The sequence below is a fragment of the Brenneria sp. L4-2C genome, assembly GCF_040240335.1.
In the GTDB taxonomy this organism is placed as follows: Bacteria; Pseudomonadota; Gammaproteobacteria; order Enterobacterales; family Enterobacteriaceae; genus Brenneria.
Genome location: NZ_JBEIAC010000002.1, coordinates 148,480 through 166,084, shown reverse-complemented (window position 1 = coordinate 166,084; position 17,605 = coordinate 148,480). Strand labels below are relative to the sequence as shown.

Below are 17,605 nucleotides of genomic sequence, written 5' to 3'. Positions count from 1 at the left end.
ATATTGATATTGGCAAACACATCTTGTACACACAGGGTCAAAACATAATGATCCCACAGATCTCTCAGTCACCCGGCCTCGTTCAGCCGGTGCTTAATTTTTTGGAAGCATTAAAACAACATGGTTTTACGGGCGATACGGCGACAAACTACGCCGATCGTCTGACGATGGCGACAGATAACAGCATTTATCAGCTATTGCCGGATGCCGTCGTTTTCCCCCGTTCCACCGCGGATGTGGCGATTTTGACTCGCCTGGCCGCGAACGAACAGTTTAACAGCCTGACATTCACGCCTCGAGGCGGCGGCACCGGTACTAACGGTCAGGCGCTGAATCGGGGCATTGTGGTTGATATGTCCCGCTATATGAACCGTATTCTGGAAATCAATCCGGAACAGGGCTGGGTTAGGGTCGAGGCCGGCGTGATCAAAGATCAGCTGAACCAGTACCTTAAGCCCTTCGGCTATTTTTTCGCGCCTGAATTGTCCACCAGCAATCGCGCGACGCTGGGCGGCATGATCAACACCGACGCCTCAGGGCAGGGCTCGCTGGTATACGGCAAAACCTCCGATCACGTACTGGGCCTGCGCGCGCTGCTGATCGGCGGCGAGATGCTGGATACTCAGGCTATGCCCGTGGCGTTGGCGGAGCGGATGGCGCAGGAAGAATCCACGGTCGGGCGAATTTACCAGACGGTGCTAAACCGTTGTCGCGAGCAGCGACAGTTGATCATTGACCATTTCCCGAAACTTAACCGTTTTCTGACCGGTTATGATTTGCGTCATGTATTCAGCGACGATCTGCAAACTTTCGACCTGACGCGTATTCTGACCGGCGCCGAAGGGACGCTGGCGTTTATTACCGAAGCCAAACTCGACATCACGCCGCTGCCGAAAGTGCGGCGTTTGGTGAACGTTAAGTACGACTCGTTCAATTCCGCCTTGCGCAATGCGCCGTTTATGGTGGAAGCGCAGGCGCTGTCGGTCGAAACCGTCGACTCACGGGTATTGAATCTGGCGCGCGAGGATATTGTCTGGCATTCGGTCAGCGAGCTGATTACCGATGTACCCGATCAGGATATGCTGGGGCTGAACATTGTCGAGTTCGCCGGCAATGACGAGGCCTTGATCAACGAGCAGGTGAGTACGCTGTGTGAACGGCTGGATGTATTGATGGCCGAGGGGCAAACGGGCGTTATCGGTTATCAGACCTGTAACGATCTGGACGGAATTGAACGCATTTACGGCATGCGCAAAAAAGCGGTCGGCCTGCTGGGAAACAGTAAAGGTCAGGCCAAGCCGATCCCGTTCGCCGAGGATACCTGCGTACCGCCGCAGCATCTGGCGGATTACATCGCCGAATTCCGCGCGTTGCTCGATAGCCACAATCTTGCCTACGGCATGTTCGGTCATGTGGACGCCGGCGTCCTGCATGTGCGTCCGGCGCTGGATATGTGCGATCCTCAGCAGGAAATATTGATGAAGCGGCTTTCCGATAGCATCGTCGCGTTAACCGCCAAATACGGCGGTCTGCTGTGGGGGGAGCATGGCAAAGGGTTCCGCGCCGAATACAGCCCTGAGTTTTTCGGCCCCGAACTGTATGCCGAACTGCGGCGCATCAAGGCCGCGTTCGATCCGGATAATCGTCTTAATCCGGGGAAAATCTGCGCGCCGCTGGACGTGGACGCGCCGATGATGAAAGTGGACGCCGCCAAGCGCGGCACCTACGATCGCGCCATCCCGCTGGCGGTGCGTACCTCTTTTCGCGGCGCGTTGGATTGCAACGGCAACGGCTTATGTTTCAATTTCGATGCGCGCAGCCCGATGTGTCCGTCGATGAAAATTACCGGCAACCGTATTCACTCGCCGAAAGGTCGGGCGACGCTGGTGCGGGAATGGTTGCGTTTGCTGGCGGAACAGGGCGTCGATCCGCTGGCGCTGGAGAAAGCATTGCCGCAGCAGAAGCTCAGCCTGCGGGCGTTCATCCAGAAAGTCAGCAATACCTGGCATGCGCATCAGGGGGAATATGATTTTTCCCACGAGGTTAAAGCGTCGATGTCGGGCTGTCTGGCCTGCAAGGCCTGTTCGACGCAATGCCCGATTAAAATCGATGTACCCGGTTTTCGCTCGCGTTTCCTGCAACTGTACCACACCCGCTATTTACGTCCGGCGAGGGATTACCTGGTGGCCGGGGTGGAAAGCTATGCGCCTCTGATGGCGCGCAGCCCCAAAACCTTTAACTTCTTTTTGAAAATGCCCTGGGTGAATGCGCTGAGCCGTCGGCAGATTGGCATGGTCGATCTGCCGCTGCTTTCCTCTCCGTCGCTGCGTCAGCAGTTTGCCGGCCACAGCGCCTGCCGAACCACGCTGGAACAACTGGAGAAATTGTCCGAACAGCAACGTCGGCAGTATGTTCTGATCGTGCAGGATCCCTTTACCAGCTATTACGATGCCCAGGTGGTGGCCGATTTTGTTCATCTGGTCGAAAAATTGCAGTTGAAACCGGTGCTGCTGCCGTTTTCGCCCAATGGCAAGGCGCAGCATATTAAAGGATTTTTAAACAGTTTCGCCAAAACGGCGGCCAAAACCGCGGACTTCCTTAATCGCGTGGCGACATTGGGCATGCCGATGGTGGGGGTCGACCCGGCCTTGGTCTTGTGTTATCGCGACGAATATCGCGAAATTCTGGGGGATAAACGGGGCGACTTTAAGGTACAGTTGGTGCATGAATGGTTGACGACGCTGCCGGCGAAAGACGCGCCGCAGGCCGCCGCCGGCGAATCCTGGTATCTGCTGGGGCATTGCACGGAAAGCACCGCGTTGCCGGCCAGTAGCCGGCAGTGGGCCGATATTTTTTCCCGTTTCGGCGCCAGACTGGAAAACGTCAACGTCGGATGCTGCGGCATGGCGGGAACCTACGGCCATGAAATCAATAATCTGGCCAATTCTCAGGGCATCTACGCGCTGTCGTGGCAACAGGCGTTGCAGAAATTACCGCAAACGCGCTGCCTGACAACCGGCTATTCCTGCCGCAGCCAGGTTAAACGGATGGAAGGCCGGGCGCTGCGCCATCCGCTACAGGCGTTACTGGAGATTATCTGATGCAGTGGAAACGGCGGCTTACGCTGGAACAACTCAATCAGCAGGCTCAGGGCGGCTTGATGGCGCATCTGGGCATTCGCTTTACGAAACTGACGGACGAGAGTCTGGAAGGGGTGATGCCGGTGGATGCCCGCACGCGCCAGCCTTATGGCGTATTGCACGGCGGCGCTTCCGTTGTTCTGGCTGAGTCGCTTGGCTCAATGGCGGGGTATCTGTGTACCGAAGGAGAACAGCACGTGGTCGGGATGGAGGTTAATGCCAACCACCTGCGCGCCGTTGCCGGGGGGGAAGTTCGCGGCGTGTGCCGCGCGCTGCACGTCGGGCGGCGTCATCAGGTCTGGCAGATCGATATTTTCGATGCCGACGATCGGCAGTGTTGCTCATCCCGACTGACGACCGCGGTTATTAGCCCTTAGTCCGCCGCCGCGCAACCGACCGGGCTGATGCCGATCGGCCCGGTCGGTTTTGTCGTCTGCTATACTTGATAACAGCGGTTCAGACGAAGCGCCCGCATCCGATGTGATATCCGCCGGCGCTACGGCGGGGTCATTGCTCAAGGCAGGAAAGGGACGCGTTTGACGAAATCAGTCTGGAATGCGGTGGCTTTGGCCCACGAGCCCTGCATGCTGAGCTGGTGACAAATGCACTTTAACGTATTACGCGCAAAGTAGTAGCTCTGTACCCGGAACAGATGGCAGCGCTCCTCATTATTTATTTCTTTAATCAATCGGTTATGCAGCTTTATCAGCGCATGCAAATAACTGTCGTCGTCGCCGTTTCTCAGACATAAATCGACCATCTCCATACATGCGTTATGATAGCGTCTCAGATGATCAATATGGCTTTCCGGGCGATTCAGGCGGGCTTCCGCCATATAGAAATCGACCGTGGCGTCCCTGATTTGAAATTTATATTCGTCAATCTGATGTTGCAGCCAGGCATTTACGGAAAGCATGCTATCGCCCTTGAATATTAATGATAATCATTATCATATTTATAAAAATAGTCGGGATCAATGGGCAAAATGGCCTTTAGCGATAAAAAAGCGCCTGGAGAAGTTTTAACGCGTCATCGGCGACGGCCCGCCACAAAATGCGCGGTTGATGAAATTAAATCTTCATTTAGTTTCCCTGTTTTATAAATAGATGCTGCCTATATATGTTAAAGTAATGATAATGATTTGATAATTTTTGTGCGGAAATTAGCTTGGGTAATTGTACTTTTATAAATATTTATCAAGTGGTTATATTTAAATTTTCGTTGTGTTTCGCGTCTGAAAACAGCGACTGAACGGGATAATCGCCGTCGCTTATCATCAAATGTTAACAATAGCCCTGCGAAGCAAGTGGTTGAAGCCAGACGCATTATCACTAACATTAGGGGAAACCAGCCTGAAACTGGTACACACGTAATGAGGTATGCCGTATGCAGACGGAAAATGTAGGGACATTTTCACTAGAAGAAAATGTCTGGCAAGGTTTAACGCTAACGGATAGCGCAGCAAAACAAATAAAAAATTTAATGCAGCAGGATGCCGCAGTAAAAGGTTTACAACTCAGCGTTAAACAATCCGGCTGCGCCGGATTTGCTTACGTACTGGATCTGGTGCGCGACGGCGCGCCGGATGACCTGCTGTTCGAACGCGACGGGGCAAAACTTTACGTACCGTTAAAGGCGATGCCTTTTATCGATGGCACCGAGCTCGATTTTGTCCGTGAAGGGCTGAATCAGGTGTTCAAGTTCAATAATCCCAAAGCCCAGCATGCCTGCGGATGTGGCGAGAGCTTTGGCATTTAAGTGATGAAAAATTATGACACGTAGCACTGTAGAAGTACCCGATGATGTTCAGTTCTGGATGGGGGATGGGCGCTACAAAGAAGGCTTCTTCACCGAACTGGCGACGGACGAACTGGCGCACGGGATCAACGAAGACGTTGTCCGGGCGATTTCAGCCAAACGTAATGAACCTGAGTGGATGCTGGAGTTCCGGCTTAATGCCTATCGCGCATGGCTGGAAATGGAAGAGCCGCACTGGTTGAAAGCCAAGTATGCGTCGCTCGACTATCAGGAATATAGTTACTATTCCGCGCCCTCCTGCGGTCATTGCGACGACAGTTGCGGCTCCCAGCCGGGCGCGACCCAGCAGTCGGGCGTGGCGGAGGTCAATAACTATCTGACCAGTGAAGTTGAAAACGCGTTTAATCAACTCGGCGTGCCGGTTCGCGAAGGCAAATCGGTGGCGGTGGACGCGATTTTCGACTCCGTATCCGTGGCGACCACTTACCGTCATGAACTGGCGGAGCAGGGCATCATTTTTTGTTCGTTCAGCGAAGCTATTCAGGAACATCCTGATTTGGTTCGACAATATCTGGGTTCCGTGGTGCCGTCGAATGACAACTTCTTTGCGGCGCTGAATGCCGCGGTAGCCTCCGACGGCACCTTTGTCTACGTGCCGAAAGGCGTGCGCTGCCCGATGGAGTTGTCGACCTATTTCCGTATCAATGCGGCGAAAACCGGGCAGTTTGAACGTACGATCCTGATAGCGGATGACGACAGTTACGTCAGCTACATCGAAGGGTGTTCCGCGCCGGTGCGCGACAGCTACCAGCTCCATGCCGCCGTGGTTGAAGTGATCATCAATAAAAACGCCGAAGTGAAATATTCCACCGTGCAAAACTGGTTTGCCGGTCAGGAAGCGGAAGGCGGGATCCTGAACTTCGTGACCAAACGGGCGCTGTGCGCCGGCGAAAATTCGAAAATGTCATGGACGCAGTCGGAAACCGGTTCGGCCATCACCTGGAAATACCCCAGCGTGATCCTGCGCGGCGATAACTCGGTGGGCGAGTTTTTCTCCGTGGCGCTGACCAATGGTCATCAACAGGCGGATACCGGCACCAAGATGATCCATATCGGTAAGAACACCCGTTCGACCATTATTTCCAAAGGGATTTCCGCCGGACACAGTGAAAATACCTATCGCGGGCTGGTGAAAATTATGCCGAGCGCGACTAACGCCCGTAATTTCACCCAGTGCGATTCGATGCTGATCGGCAGCGACTGCGGCGCGCATACCTTCCCGTATGTGGAAGTGCGCAATAACACCGCCCAGTTGGAGCATGAGGCGACCACCTCGAAGATTGGCGAAGATCAGCTTTTTTACTGTTTACAGCGCGGCATTAGCGAAGATGACGCGATCTCGATGATCGTCAACGGCTTCTGTAAGGATGTGTTCTCTGAGCTGCCGCTGGAATTCGCGGTAGAGGCGCAAAAGTTACTGGCGATTAGCCTGGAACACAGTGTGGGTTAATGAGTCGGTCGCCGATATTTCTTATCGGTCGCGAACAAAATGATGAGCGTCACAAGGTGCAAGACGCCTGAAGGATAGAGCATGTTAAGTATCGAAAATTTGAAAGTCAGCGTGGAAGGCAAAGAGATCATCAAGGGACTCAACCTTACGGTTAAGCCGGGTGAAGTTCATGCCATTATGGGGCCGAACGGCTCAGGGAAAAGTACGCTCTCCGCGACGCTGGCGGGACGTGAAGAATATGAAGTCACCGACGGTTCGGTGAGTTTCAAAGGCAAGGATTTGCTGGAGCTGGCGCCTGAAGACCGCGCCGGCGAAGGCATCTTTATGGCGTTTCAATATCCGGTGGAAATTCCCGGCGTCAGTAACCAGTTTTTCCTGCAAACCGCGGTCAATGCGGTGCGTAAATATCGGCAACTGGAGCCGCTGGATCGCTTTGATTTCGCCGATTTTATCGAAGATAAGATCAAACTGCTGAATATGCCGGCCGACCTGCTGACGCGATCCGTCAATGTCGGCTTTTCCGGCGGCGAAAAGAAGCGGAACGATATTCTGCAAATGGCGGCGCTTGAGCCGGATTTGTGCATTCTTGATGAAACCGACTCCGGTCTGGATATCGACGCGCTGAAAATCGTGTCCAATGGCGTTAACTCGCTGCGCGACCAGCAACGCTCATTTATCATCGTGACGCACTACCAGCGTATTCTGGACTACATCAAGCCCGATTATGTCCACGTTCTCTACCAGGGGCGCATCGTTAAATCCGGTGATTTCTCGCTGGTGAAACAGTTGGAGGAGCAAGGCTATGGCTGGCTTACCGACCAACAATAACGCTGCCGCCAATAAAACCAGCGCGGAGCGGAAACAGGAAAAAGCCTTGCAGCAATGGCACAACCTGTTTGAAACCTACAGCGCCAGACGTTCGGCGGATGCGCATCGGCACTGGCAGGAAGTGCTGCGTCTGGGGTTGCCTCATCGTAAACATGAGCATTGGAAATACACGCCGCTGGACGGGCTGTTGTCGCATGAGTTCGTTTCTGCCCGCGCGCAGGTGGATAAGGCGACGCTGGACGCGTTGGCGCTGCCGATTGACGGCTGGCGTCTGGTGTTCGTCGACGGCGAGTTCAGCGCGGCGCTGAGCGATGCCGAGCGGGGGCCTTATCAGGTTGATGTCGATGCGGCGGATCAGCAGGGTGAATTTCCGGCGGCAATTCAGCCGGAAGTGTTTTTACACCTGACCGAAAGTCTGGCCGTCGAACGCACGCTGATTCGTCTGGCCGCCGGCGTACAGGCGGAAAAACCGCTGTATCTGTTGCACGTCAGCAGCGGTCAGGCTTCGTCGTTGAATACCGTTCATCACCGCCATCATCTGAATGTCGGGCGCGGCGCCGACGCGCGCATTATCGAACACTATGTCAGTCTGAACGAGCAGGCGCACTTTACCGGCGCGCGATTGACGATCAACGCCGGTGAGAATAGCCGGGTCGATCACCTGAAGCTGGCGTTTGAAGCGGCTGCCGGTTATCACTTCTCCCATAACGATCTGACGCTGGCGCGCGATGCGCGGGTTCGCAGCCAGAGCTTTTTGCTGGGCGCGGGCCTGACCCGGCATCACACCAGCGCGCAGATCAACGGCGAAGGCGTCAATCTGGTGATGAACAGCCTTATCATGCCGATCGGCAGCGAGGTGTGCGACACGCGCACCTATCTGGAACATAACCAGGGCTATGGCGAAAGCCGGCAACTGCATAAAACCATCGTCAACGATCGGGCGAAAGCCGTGTTCAACGGCATGATCAAAGTCGCGCCGCATGCCTTGAAAACCGATGGTCAGATGACGAACAATAACCTGTTGCTGGGCCGGCTGGCGGAAGTCGATACCAAGCCGCAGTTGGAAATCTACGCCGACGATGTCAAGTGCAGTCACGGCGCCACCATCGGCCGCATTGATGAAGAGCAACTATTCTATCTGCGCTCGCGCGGCATTACCGGGCAGGATGCGCAGCAGATGATCATTTTTGCTTTTGCCGCCGAGTTGACGGAGGCCATCGCCGATGAGTCATTAAGAGACGTGATATTGAAACGCATTGCGCAACGCTTGCCGAATGCACAGGCGGATTTATTAAAGGCAGAGCTATGAGTTATCCAATCGAACGAGTTCGCGCTGATTTCCCTTTGCTGGCGACGGAAGTGAACGGTCAGCCGTTGGCTTATCTGGACAGCGCCGCCAGCGCGCAAAAACCGCAGGCGGTGATCGATCGCGAGCTGGCTTTTTACCAGCATGAATATGCGGCGGTACATCGCGGTATTCATACGCTGAGCGCGCAAGCCACCAGCGCGATGGAAGCGGTGCGCCAACAGGTCGCGTCTTTCATTAACGCCGCGTCGGCGGAAGAGATCGTTTTTGTGCGCGGTTCGACGGAAGCGATCAACCTGGTGGCGAACAGCTACGGGCGGACTTTCCTTGAGCCTGGCGATAATCTGGTGATTACCGAGATGGAGCATCATGCCAATATCGTTCCCTGGCAGATGCTGGCGCAGGAGCGGGGCATCGAACTGCGCGTATTGCCGATGGCGGCGGACGGCGCGCTGGATTTGAGCAAACTGCCGGCATTGCTGGATGAACGTACCCGGCTGCTGGCGGTGACCCACATTTCCAACGTGCTGGGCGCGCTGAACCCGGTTAAAACGATTATCGCGCAGGCAAAAGCCGTCGGCGCCGTCGTCCTGGTGGATGGCGCGCAGTCGATTATGCATCAGCCGGTCGATGTGCAGGCGCTGGACTGCGATTTTTATGTCTTTTCCGGCCACAAGATTTACGGGCCGTCGGGCATCGGCGTCCTGTATGGCAAAAGCGCGCTGTTGCAGGCGATGCCGCCCTGGGAAGGCGGCGGGGCGATGATCCGTGAAGTGAGTCTGAGCAACGGCACCACCTACGCCGATGCGCCGTGGCGCTTTGAAGCCGGTTCGCCCAATACCGCCGGGATCATGGGGCTGGGCGCCGCGCTGAGCTATGTGACGGAATTGGGGCGTGAAGCGATTCAGCGCTATGAAAGTTCGCTGATGAGCTATGCGCTGGAGGCGTTGGCGCAGGTGCCGGACTTAATTCTGTATGGGCCGGCGGAACGGCACGGCGTGATTGCGTTTAACCTCGGCCGCCATCATGCCTATGATGTCGGCAGTTTCCTCGATCAGTATGGTATCGCCATTCGCACCGGCCATCACTGCGCGATGCCGCTGATGGCGCATTATGGCGTCTCCAGTATGTGCCGCGCCTCGCTGGCCGTTTATACTACACGCGAAGAAGTTGACCGGCTGGTCGCCGGGTTGCAACGCGTCCATCGATTACTGGGCAACTAAACCGTCCGTTTTGTTGCCTGGGGAGGAAAAAATGGCAAGTCTGCCGGAACCGCAGAAATTGGTGCGTAATTTTTCGCGCTGTCATAACTGGGAAGAAAAATACCTTTATATCATTGAACTGGGCGCGCGGCTGGCGCCTTTGCCGGATAAGTGGCGCCAGGCGGAAAACCTGATTGCCGGCTGCCAGAGTCAGGTATGGATTGTGATGCAGCGTGACGAACAAGGCGTGGTCACGCTGCATGGAGACAGCGACGCGGCGATTGTGAAAGGATTGATTGCCGTGGTGTTCAGTCTCTATCAGGGGCTGAACGCGCAGGAGATCGTCGCGCTCGACGTTCGTCCTTTCTTTCAGGAACTGGCGCTGAGTCAGCATTTGACGCCATCACGATCGCAGGGGCTGGAAGCGATGCTGAGAGCGATTCGCGCCAAGGCGATACAGTTCTAATCTCGTCGTTCCAATCGTCCGGCGCTGTTTTATGACGGGCTTGCCGCCCGTCGCGCCGGGCGATTTTTCATCGCGGGCGCTCGGTGTCCGTCATCCGCAATTTTTATTCGCTTAATCCCTTTAAATCATGCGGTATTCATTTTTCTTAACGGCATGTCGCGTAATGCGTTTTTAAGATTTCATTCTTTTTATCCCCTAAACCATAACAATTATGGGTATATATAAATTAACATTCTGATATTTCGGAATTAGTCCCGTATATTTATTTCCCGCCAAATTTTATTCTGACCCTGCGTTTTGTAAAGAAATGCATATCAATGGTTTGATTTTTAAATGAAATAATCTTTTGTTACCACAATGCTAATATAGCAAGAGCATGATACTGGTTGAAAAAAAGAGCGCCAGGCATCGTTTTAAACCGACATATACCCGTCATCTTTCTGGTTGCAGGCGTGTCGGCGGCGCTGACCAAGCCCGGTTGCCGCCTGCCTGCTTCTTGAGGTCTATTGGGTATCATCAGTAAGTAGGGAACCTAGTATGAAACGTGCGTTAACGTTACTTGGTATGGTATTCGCGACGTATCTGGCGGCGAGTAGCGCGGCCAGCGCCACGGAATACCCGCTGCCGCCGCCAAACAGTCGTCTTATCGGCGAAAACATCGCTTATACCGTCCCCGATGATGGTCGTCCATTAGAAGCTATTGCCGCTGAATTTAAAATTGGTCTGTTAGGGATGCTGGAAGCCAATCCCGGCACCGATCCCTACCTGCCGAAAGCCGGCTCAACGTTAACCATCCCGACGCAGATGCTGCTGCCGGATACCCCGCGCGAAGGCATTGTGGTGAATCTGGCGGAGTTGCGGCTTTACTACTATCCGAAAGGGACGAATACCGTCATCGTGTATCCCATCGGTATTGGTCAACTGGGGCGTAAAACGCCGCTGATGGTGACCTCCGTCGCCGAGAAACGCGCGAATCCGACCTGGACGCCGACCGCGAATATCCGTAAGCACTATCTGGAAGAGCAAGGAATAGTGCTGCCCGCGGTGGTGCCAGCCGGGCCTGATAATCCGATGGGGCTGTTTGCTCTGCGGTTGGCGGCGCATGGCGGCGTGTATCTGATCCACGGCACCAATGCGAATTTCGGCATCGGCATGCGCGTCAGTTCCGGCTGTATCCGATTGCGCCCTGAAGATATCGAAGCGTTGTTCAATACCGTTCCCGTCGGTACGCGGGTACAAATCATCAATGACGCGATCAAAACGTCGGTTGAGCCTGATGGCAAACGCTATGTCGAGGTTCACCAGCCGCTGTCTAAATCGGATCAGGACGACCCGCAAACCATGCCGATCGCCATCGGTAAAAAGACGAAAGCATTTATCGATCATGCGCAGACGGATGCCAACGCCGTCGCAGACGCCGTCACGCGCCGCTCAGGCATGCCGGTACTGGTAAATGTGGGTCAGGACATCAATAGCTATCAAGAAGCGCTACAGGCGGTTTCAGAGGCGTCTGAGACGCAACAGGCGGCGCCTATCACCACGATCGGCGCAGCCGAATAGGGTGAATCAGCAAATCCGGCCGCGAGGGAGAACGTCGCCGGGTTTGTTCTCACGGGCGAGAGAGCGGAAAAACGGGGGATGATCTGGCGAGCGACTTGAACAGCGGATTGAAAAAGAGGATAAAAAAATGGCGCATATTCTGCGCCATTTGTATTACTTAACCAGTTCGATTACTTTTTGTAAGTGCGAACTTGGTTGTCCAGACGCTGGTTAGCACGAGCTGCTTCGTCTTTAGCAGTCTGTACGTCAGTGCGGATTGCATTCACATCGTTGCTCAGTTGATCAACTTTAGCGTTCAGAGTCTGAACGTCAGAAGACAGTTGATCGATTTTAGCATTGCTAGAACAACCGGCCAGCAGAGTAGAACCCAGGATTACCGCGCCCAGCACCAGTTTAGTACGATTCATTATTAATACCCTCTAGATTGAGTTAATCTCCATGTAGCGTGACAAGTATTACACAAACTTTTTTCTAATGAGAATAAATTTTTGATGAGAACATGCTTAATTTTGATCGTTAGCTCAAAGAAGCAGCGGCTTTTACAAAATAGTGAAAAAAGCAAAGAAAACAGCGCCATTTCCATCAGAAAAGTCTTAGCTTTTTGTTATTAAAACCGCAAGTTAAATATGCTTATTTATTGCGTGATGATAACGGCAGAATATAAAAAAGCGCCTTGAAAGGCGCTTTTTAAATATATGAAAAAGTAACGGGTTTTTACAGGCGGTGTACGGATGCGGTATTGGTGGTGCCGCTTGGCACCAGCGCGCCGGAAACCATCACCACCACGTCGCCGGCTTGCGCGTGGCCGCTGTTGAGCGCCGCTTCTTTACCGATACGATAGAAATCGTCGGTAGAGGCGATTTCTTTTACCAGCAGCGTATCAACGCCTTTCGTCAGCAGCAGCTGGCGGGCGGTCAATTCATTGGTGGTCAGCGCCAGAATGCGTGCGTTAGGGAAGTATTTACGGATGGATTTCGCCGACTTGCCGCCGCTGGTCGCGACCACGATCAAAGGCGCGTCCAGTTTTTCCGCCGTTTCCACCGCGCCGCGGCACACGGCTTCAGTGATGCGCAGTTTGCCCAGGGTTTTGATGATATCCAGACGGGATTTCATCACGGTGTCGGTACGTTGGCAGATTGTCGCCATAATCTTCACCGCTTCCAGCGGGTATTTCCCTTTGGCGCTTTCGCCGGACAGCATGACCGCATCGGTGCCATCGATGATGGCGTTGGCGACGTCGCCGGCTTCCGCACGGGTAGGGCGCGGGTTTTTGATCATGGAATCGAGCATTTGCGTCGCCGTGATAACGACTTTACGCGCCAGATTACATTTTTCGATCATCATTTTCTGGGCGAAAATAACTTCTTCAACCGGAATTTCAACGCCCAGGTCGCCACGAGCGACCATGATGCCGTCAGAGGCTTCCAGAATTTCGTCGAAGTTGTTCAGACCTTCCTGGTTTTCGATTTTGGAAATGATCTGGATATTTTCGCCGCCGTGCTGTTTCAGGTGTTCGCGAATTTCTTCAACGTCGGAACGCTTACGGATGAAGGAGGCGGCAACAAAGTCGACGCCCTGTTCGCAACCAAAAATCAGATCGCGTTTGTCTTTTTCCGCCAGCGCCGGCAGTTGGATGGAAACGCCCGGCAGGTTAACGCCTTTGTTTTCGCCCAGGTCGCCGTTATTCAACACTTTGCAGACCACTTCGTTGCCGTTGATGGCCGTTACTTCCATGCCGATTAATCCATCATCAACCAGCACGGTATTACCCACGCTCAGATCTTCTGTGAAGCCCGCGTAGGTAACGGCAACGCGATCTTTGTTGCCGATGACGCTTTGGTCGGTGGTGAAGGTGAACGTTTGACCGGCGGTCAGAGAAACGTCAGCGCCGTTTTCCAGTTTGATGGTACGGATTTCCGGTCCTTTGGTATCAAGCAGAATGGCTGCTTTCTTACCGGTTTTTGCCAGCACGGCCCGCAGATTTTTGATGCGTTGACCATGTTCGGCGTAATCCCCATGCGAGAAGTTCAGGCGCATAACATTCATGCCGGCATCCAGCATGTTGCTCAGCATTTCTTCTGATTCTGTTTTAGGCCCGATAGTACAAACAATTTTTGTCTTTTTCATACGATAGCTTCTACAAGTTGTGATGGATAAAAAACGAGTGAACCGAAGGTTGCGAGAGATGAACCCCCGGGAAGAATTCATTTGGATACAGTCTGAAAGAGATAAGTATAGATGATGAACTACCTAACCGATTATCGCGCTTGTTCAACGAGATAAGGGTAAGCGATGCCTTGGATGACGATTTTAATGATAGTGGCACGTTAATTAGCTGAAACCATTCAATTGAAACAACGTTCCGTATTATAGTTATTAGCCGGTGAGAAACAAGGTGGCTAGAGGCATCAAGGCGTCTATTTTAGCCTGTTTACGCAAAAAAAGTCACGATTTGTCGTTTTTGCCGGGGTTTGTTGCGCAACTTGCTCAGAAAAGTAGCATGTTGAAGGCGGGCGCAGGGCGAGAAAGTGATAAGAATAATGTGATCTCCATCACTTTTTTCGACGAAAAAGAAAAGAAAATGTAAACAAAATGTTTTATCTCGATCCCTGTCACGTTTCTTTCCAGGAGATGTTGAGAAGATGTTCTTAAGTGGTAGTTTATCCACAATTAAGGATTGTTACTGCGCAAGCAGGCAAAACCAGATATCCGTTGTTTAGCGGATATCTGGTTTTTTGCATTTTCAAGGTATGCATAATGAAAATTGCCAAGATACTCAATAATAATGTCGTGACGGTGATCGACGAGAATAATAATGAGTCGGTTGTGATGGGACGCGGGCTGGGTTTCAAAAAGCATACCGGCGATTCCCTGGACGAATCGCTGATTGAAAAAGTGTTTGCGTTGAAAAGCGGGGAACTGACCTCGCGCCTGAGAGAGTTGCTGTCGGAGATCCCGCTGGAGGTGATCACCACGGCGGACAAGATCATTTCGCTGGCAAAAACGCGTTTGCCGGGAAAGTTGCAAAACAGCGTTTACATTTCGCTGACCGACCACTGTCACTTCGCGATCGAGCGGCACAAGCAGGGGGTCGATATCCGCAATGTGCTTTTATGGGAAATCAAGCGTCTCTATCAAAAGGAGTTTCTGATTGGCCTGGAGGCGCTGGATATCATTGAGCAGCGTCTGTCCGTGCGATTAGCGGAAGATGAAGCCGGCTTTATTGCATTGCATCTGGTTAACGCGCAACTTGATAGTGAAATGCCGGAAGTGATCCATATCACCAAGATCATGCAGGAAATCCTGAATATTGTGAAGTATCAGTTAAACCTGGATTATGATGAACAGGCATTAAGCTATCACCGTTTCGTTACTCATCTTAAGTTTTTTGCGCAACGACTGATTGGAAAAAATACGGTATTTAGCGATGATGAATCATTGCATGATGTCGTGAAGGAAAAATATCGGCTGGCTTATCAGTGTGCGGAAAAGATACAGCAGCATATCGAACAACAGTATCAATATCGTTTGACGAAAGAAGAATTGATGTTTCTGACCATTCATATTGAGCGGGTAAGAACCGAATTATTGGAAAAAAACAAGGATTGAAGAGGTAGGAGTTTGCTGTTCATCACATAATAGTGATAAAAGAAAATAAGCTGCTTGCACGAATGAGAGATTGAATAATAGAATTTCCGCATTAGGCAAGTTCACAAAATCAGGATTGTAACTGTACGGCTGAATATCAGTTTTACAGGCAAAACCTAAACGGCTTCTGTTCCACCCTGTGCGGTGGAGAAGAAAAGCAGTTTGGGTTTTTTTTTCGTCTAAAAACAGCGTTGGATGTGTGTAACGTCCTGATTTAACTGTGTGGTTACTGGGTGTTAAGGATAGTCGATGAAATACAAAACATTAGCCAGTGAGATACTTGAAGGTGTTGGCGACCGCGATAATATAAATAGCGTAATACATTGCGCGACACGGCTGCGCTTTAAATTAAAGGACAGCAAAAAAGCCAATGTCGCGGCGCTTAAAAATAACCCGGGAATTATCATGGTGCTGGAAAGCGGCGGCCAGTTTCAGGTCGTGGTGGGTAATCATGTCGGTGAAGTTTATCAGGACTTGCTTGAGGTTTCCGGTATAAGCGAGTCCGCCAGTTCGGATAATAAAAGTCAGGATAATAATAAGGAAAATATATTCTCCCGCTTTATCGATATTATTGCCGGCATCTTTACGCCTTTAATGGGGGTGATGGCCGCGTCCGGGATATTAAAAGGATTCCTGGCGTTAAGTCTGGCCTGCGGTTGGTTGGTGGAAAGCAGCGGAACATACAAGCTATTCTTTGCCGCCAGCGATGCATTATTCTATTTTTTCCCGATTATCCTCGGTTATACCGCCGGTAAAAAATTTGGCGGCAATACCTTTGTCACCATGGCGATCGGCGGCGCGTTGGTGCATCCGACCATGATTGCAGAATTTAACGCCATGTCGGCGGCGGGCTACCAGCCGCTGCATTTCCTCGGCGTTCCGATTACCTTTATCAACTACGCCTCGTCGGTGATTCCGATTATTTTCGCCGCATGGGTTTCCTGCAAACTGGAAAAACCGCTGAATGGCTTTCTGCATGCCAATATCCGTAACTTCCTGACGCCGGCCCTGTGTTTGCTGATTACCGTGCCGCTGACGTTTTTAGCCATCGGTCCGGTGACGACCTGGTTAAGCTACCAGTTGGCGCATGGCTATCAGTTGGTCTACAGCGCCAACCAAACCCTAGCCGGCGGTTTTATGGGCGGCCTGTGGCAGATGTTCGTAATGTTCGGTCTGCATTGGGGATTCGTCCCGCTGATGATCAACAATTTCAGCGCCCTGGGGCATGACACTCTGATCGCGGTATTGACGCCGGCGGTGCTGGCGCAGGCGGGTTCGGCGCTGGGCGTATCCTTGCGCACCCGGGATCCGAAGATGAAAGGCATCGCCGGTTCGGCGTTCCCGGCGGGGATTTTCGGCATCACCGAACCCGCAATCTATGGCGTCAATCTGCCCTTGCGCCGTCCGTTTATATTCGGCTGCATCGGCGGCGCGCTTGGCGGCGCCATCGCCGGCTATTTCGGCACGACGCAATACTCTTTCGGTTTACCCAGCATCTTCGCCTTTACGCAAATCATCCCGTCAACCGGCATGGATATCTCCGTCTGGGGGGGGATCATCGGTACCGCCGTCGCCTTTGCGTTCTCCGCGCTGGCCAGTTATCTGTTCGGGATAAAACAGGAACCGGAGGCCGATGTTCCTGCCGTTGCGGACGCGCAGCAAAAACGCGCCGCTACCACGGACGCCTCGGCACGTCAGCAATCCGTCGGCAGCCCGATCGCAGGCGAAACCCTGCCATTGGATCAGGTCGGCGATCAGACCTTCGCCAGCGGTCTGATGGGAAAAGGGATCGCCATCAAGCCGCAGTCCGGGCGAGTGGTTGCGCCGGTCGACGGAACGGTCGCATCATTGTTCAAAACCCACCATGCGATTGGTCTGGCGTCTGACGAGGGTGCGGAAATATTGATTCACGTCGGGATTGATACCGTAAAACTGAACGGGCAGTACTTCACCGCCCACGTGAAAAGCGGGGATGTGGTGAAGCGGGGCGATCTGCTGGTGGCGTTTGATTATCAGGCCATTGAAGCGGCGGGGTATGACACCACCACCCCGGTCATTATTACCAATAGCGACGACTACATTGACGTGCTGCCTGTCGCGGAAGGATTCGTCTCCGAACAGGCGCCGCTCTTAACGTTAATTCGCTGATTTAACACATTTAACACCCGAATTGGGAAGGAGATTAAA

Annotated in this window: 15 protein-coding genes; 12 read left to right on the top strand and 3 right to left on the bottom strand. The window is 52.9% G+C overall.

Going from position 1 to position 17,605, the window contains the following annotated elements; genetic code table 11:
* Window positions 1-47: 47 nt before the first annotated feature.
* Window positions 48-3,101 carry a D-2-hydroxyglutarate dehydrogenase YdiJ gene (ydiJ, locus tag ABRZ26_RS04650; protein ID WP_319603096.1) on the top strand — a complete coding sequence of 1,018 codons (3,054 nt, stop codon included), beginning with the start codon at window positions 48-50 and terminating at the stop codon, window positions 3,099-3,101.
* Entirely contained in the window at window positions 3,101-3,517 is a 417-nt protein-coding gene (locus ABRZ26_RS04645; RefSeq protein WP_319603095.1) for a hotdog fold thioesterase, read from the top strand. The genes ydiJ and ABRZ26_RS04645 overlap by 1 nt, the downstream gene beginning before the upstream one ends.
* Window positions 3,518-3,654: 137 nt before the next feature.
* Here ABRZ26_RS04645 and ABRZ26_RS04640 read toward each other — a convergent pair whose 3' ends face one another.
* On the bottom strand, window positions 3,655-4,056 hold the full coding sequence (locus ABRZ26_RS04640; protein WP_319603094.1) for a hypothetical protein: 402 nt from the start codon (window positions 4,054-4,056) through the stop codon (window positions 3,655-3,657).
* Between the two features lie 470 nt (window positions 4,057-4,526).
* Here ABRZ26_RS04640 and sufA point away from each other — a divergent pair, with 470 nt between their 5' ends.
* The 7 genes from sufA to ABRZ26_RS04605 all read left to right on the top strand — a co-directional run bounded on the left by sufA (window position 4,527) and on the right by ABRZ26_RS04605 (window position 11,770).
* Window positions 4,527-4,898, top strand: coding sequence for a Fe-S cluster assembly scaffold SufA (gene sufA / locus ABRZ26_RS04635; protein ID WP_319603093.1), 372 nt, complete (start codon window positions 4,527-4,529; stop codon window positions 4,896-4,898).
* Between the two features lie 13 nt (window positions 4,899-4,911).
* Window positions 4,912-6,408 carry a Fe-S cluster assembly protein SufB gene (gene sufB, locus ABRZ26_RS04630; RefSeq protein ID WP_319603092.1) on the top strand — a complete coding sequence of 499 codons (1,497 nt, stop codon included), beginning with the start codon at window positions 4,912-4,914 and terminating at the stop codon, window positions 6,406-6,408.
* An 81-nt stretch (window positions 6,409-6,489) separates the two neighbouring features.
* Window positions 6,490-7,236, top strand: coding sequence for a Fe-S cluster assembly ATPase SufC (gene sufC, locus ABRZ26_RS04625; RefSeq protein WP_319603091.1), 747 nt, complete (start codon window positions 6,490-6,492; stop codon window positions 7,234-7,236).
* A complete protein-coding gene (sufD, locus tag ABRZ26_RS04620; protein ID WP_319603090.1) occupies window positions 7,211-8,545 on the top strand; it encodes a Fe-S cluster assembly protein SufD in 1,335 nt (444 codons plus the stop codon). The genes sufC and sufD overlap by 26 nt, the downstream gene beginning before the upstream one ends.
* Window positions 8,542-9,765: a cysteine desulfurase SufS gene (gene sufS, locus ABRZ26_RS04615; protein WP_319603089.1), complete on the top strand. Its 1,224-nt coding sequence runs from the start codon at window positions 8,542-8,544 to the stop codon at window positions 9,763-9,765. The genes sufD and sufS overlap by 4 nt, the downstream gene beginning before the upstream one ends.
* Window positions 9,766-9,796: 31 nt before the next feature.
* Complete coding sequence (gene sufE / locus ABRZ26_RS04610; RefSeq protein ID WP_319603088.1) at window positions 9,797-10,210, top strand: cysteine desulfuration protein SufE; 414 nt, start codon at window positions 9,797-9,799, stop codon at window positions 10,208-10,210.
* 537 nt (window positions 10,211-10,747) lie between these two features.
* A complete protein-coding gene (locus tag ABRZ26_RS04605) occupies window positions 10,748-11,770 on the top strand; it encodes a L,D-transpeptidase family protein (protein ID WP_319603087.1) in 1,023 nt (340 codons plus the stop codon).
* A gap of 170 nt (window positions 11,771-11,940) precedes the next feature.
* On the opposite strand, the gene ABRZ26_RS04600 is transcribed toward ABRZ26_RS04605, so the two are convergent.
* Window positions 11,941-12,177 carry a major outer membrane lipoprotein gene (locus tag ABRZ26_RS04600; RefSeq protein WP_319603086.1) on the bottom strand — a complete coding sequence of 79 codons (237 nt, stop codon included), beginning with the start codon at window positions 12,175-12,177 and terminating at the stop codon, window positions 11,941-11,943.
* Window positions 12,178-12,484: 307 nt separating this feature from the next.
* Complete coding sequence (pykF, locus tag ABRZ26_RS04595; protein WP_319603085.1) at window positions 12,485-13,897, bottom strand: pyruvate kinase PykF; 1,413 nt, start codon at window positions 13,895-13,897, stop codon at window positions 12,485-12,487.
* A 268-nt stretch (window positions 13,898-14,165) separates the two neighbouring features.
* On the opposite strand from pykF, the gene ABRZ26_RS04590 reads away from it, so the two are divergent.
* The 3 genes from ABRZ26_RS04590 (at window position 14,166) to bglF (ending at window position 17,566) form a co-directional block, all read left to right on the top strand.
* On the top strand, window positions 14,166-14,357 hold the full coding sequence (locus ABRZ26_RS04590) for a hypothetical protein (RefSeq protein WP_319603084.1): 192 nt from the start codon (window positions 14,166-14,168) through the stop codon (window positions 14,355-14,357).
* A 170-nt stretch (window positions 14,358-14,527) separates the two neighbouring features.
* Window positions 14,528-15,379 (top strand): BglG family transcription antiterminator LicT, encoded by an 852-nt coding sequence (gene licT, locus ABRZ26_RS04585; RefSeq protein WP_319603083.1) that lies wholly within the window; start codon window positions 14,528-14,530, stop codon window positions 15,377-15,379.
* Between the two features lie 288 nt (window positions 15,380-15,667).
* A complete protein-coding gene (gene bglF, locus ABRZ26_RS04580; RefSeq protein WP_319603082.1) occupies window positions 15,668-17,566 on the top strand; it encodes a PTS beta-glucoside transporter subunit IIABC in 1,899 nt (632 codons plus the stop codon).
* The last annotated feature ends 39 nt before the right edge of the window (window positions 17,567-17,605 follow it).

Bases quoted from the DNA above. Each gene is read 5' to 3' on its own strand.
- sufA (WP_319603093.1), top strand. From the start codon at position 4,527: ATGCAGACGGAAAATGTAGGGACATTTTCACTAGAAGAAAATGTCTGG.
- sufC (WP_319603091.1), top strand. From the start codon at position 6,490: ATGTTAAGTATCGAAAATTTGAAAGTCAGCGTGGAAGGCAAAGAGATC.
- ABRZ26_RS04605 (WP_319603087.1), top strand. From the start codon at position 10,748: ATGAAACGTGCGTTAACGTTACTTGGTATGGTATTCGCGACGTATCTG.
- ABRZ26_RS04600 (WP_319603086.1), bottom strand. From the start codon at position 12,177: ATGAATCGTACTAAACTGGTGCTGGGCGCGGTAATCCTGGGTTCTACT.
- sufS (WP_319603089.1), top strand. From the start codon at position 8,542: ATGAGTTATCCAATCGAACGAGTTCGCGCTGATTTCCCTTTGCTGGCG.
- ABRZ26_RS04645 (WP_319603095.1), top strand. From the start codon at position 3,101: ATGCAGTGGAAACGGCGGCTTACGCTGGAACAACTCAATCAGCAGGCT.
- sufD (WP_319603090.1), top strand. From the start codon at position 7,211: ATGGCTGGCTTACCGACCAACAATAACGCTGCCGCCAATAAAACCAGC.
- ydiJ (WP_319603096.1), top strand. From the start codon at position 48: ATGATCCCACAGATCTCTCAGTCACCCGGCCTCGTTCAGCCGGTGCTT.
- ABRZ26_RS04640 (WP_319603094.1), bottom strand. From the start codon at position 4,056: ATGCTTTCCGTAAATGCCTGGCTGCAACATCAGATTGACGAATATAAA.
- licT (WP_319603083.1), top strand. From the start codon at position 14,528: ATGAAAATTGCCAAGATACTCAATAATAATGTCGTGACGGTGATCGAC.
- sufE (WP_319603088.1), top strand. From the start codon at position 9,797: ATGGCAAGTCTGCCGGAACCGCAGAAATTGGTGCGTAATTTTTCGCGC.
- bglF (WP_319603082.1), top strand. From the start codon at position 15,668: ATGAAATACAAAACATTAGCCAGTGAGATACTTGAAGGTGTTGGCGAC.
- pykF (WP_319603085.1), bottom strand. From the start codon at position 13,897: ATGAAAAAGACAAAAATTGTTTGTACTATCGGGCCTAAAACAGAATCA.
- sufB (WP_319603092.1), top strand. From the start codon at position 4,912: ATGACACGTAGCACTGTAGAAGTACCCGATGATGTTCAGTTCTGGATG.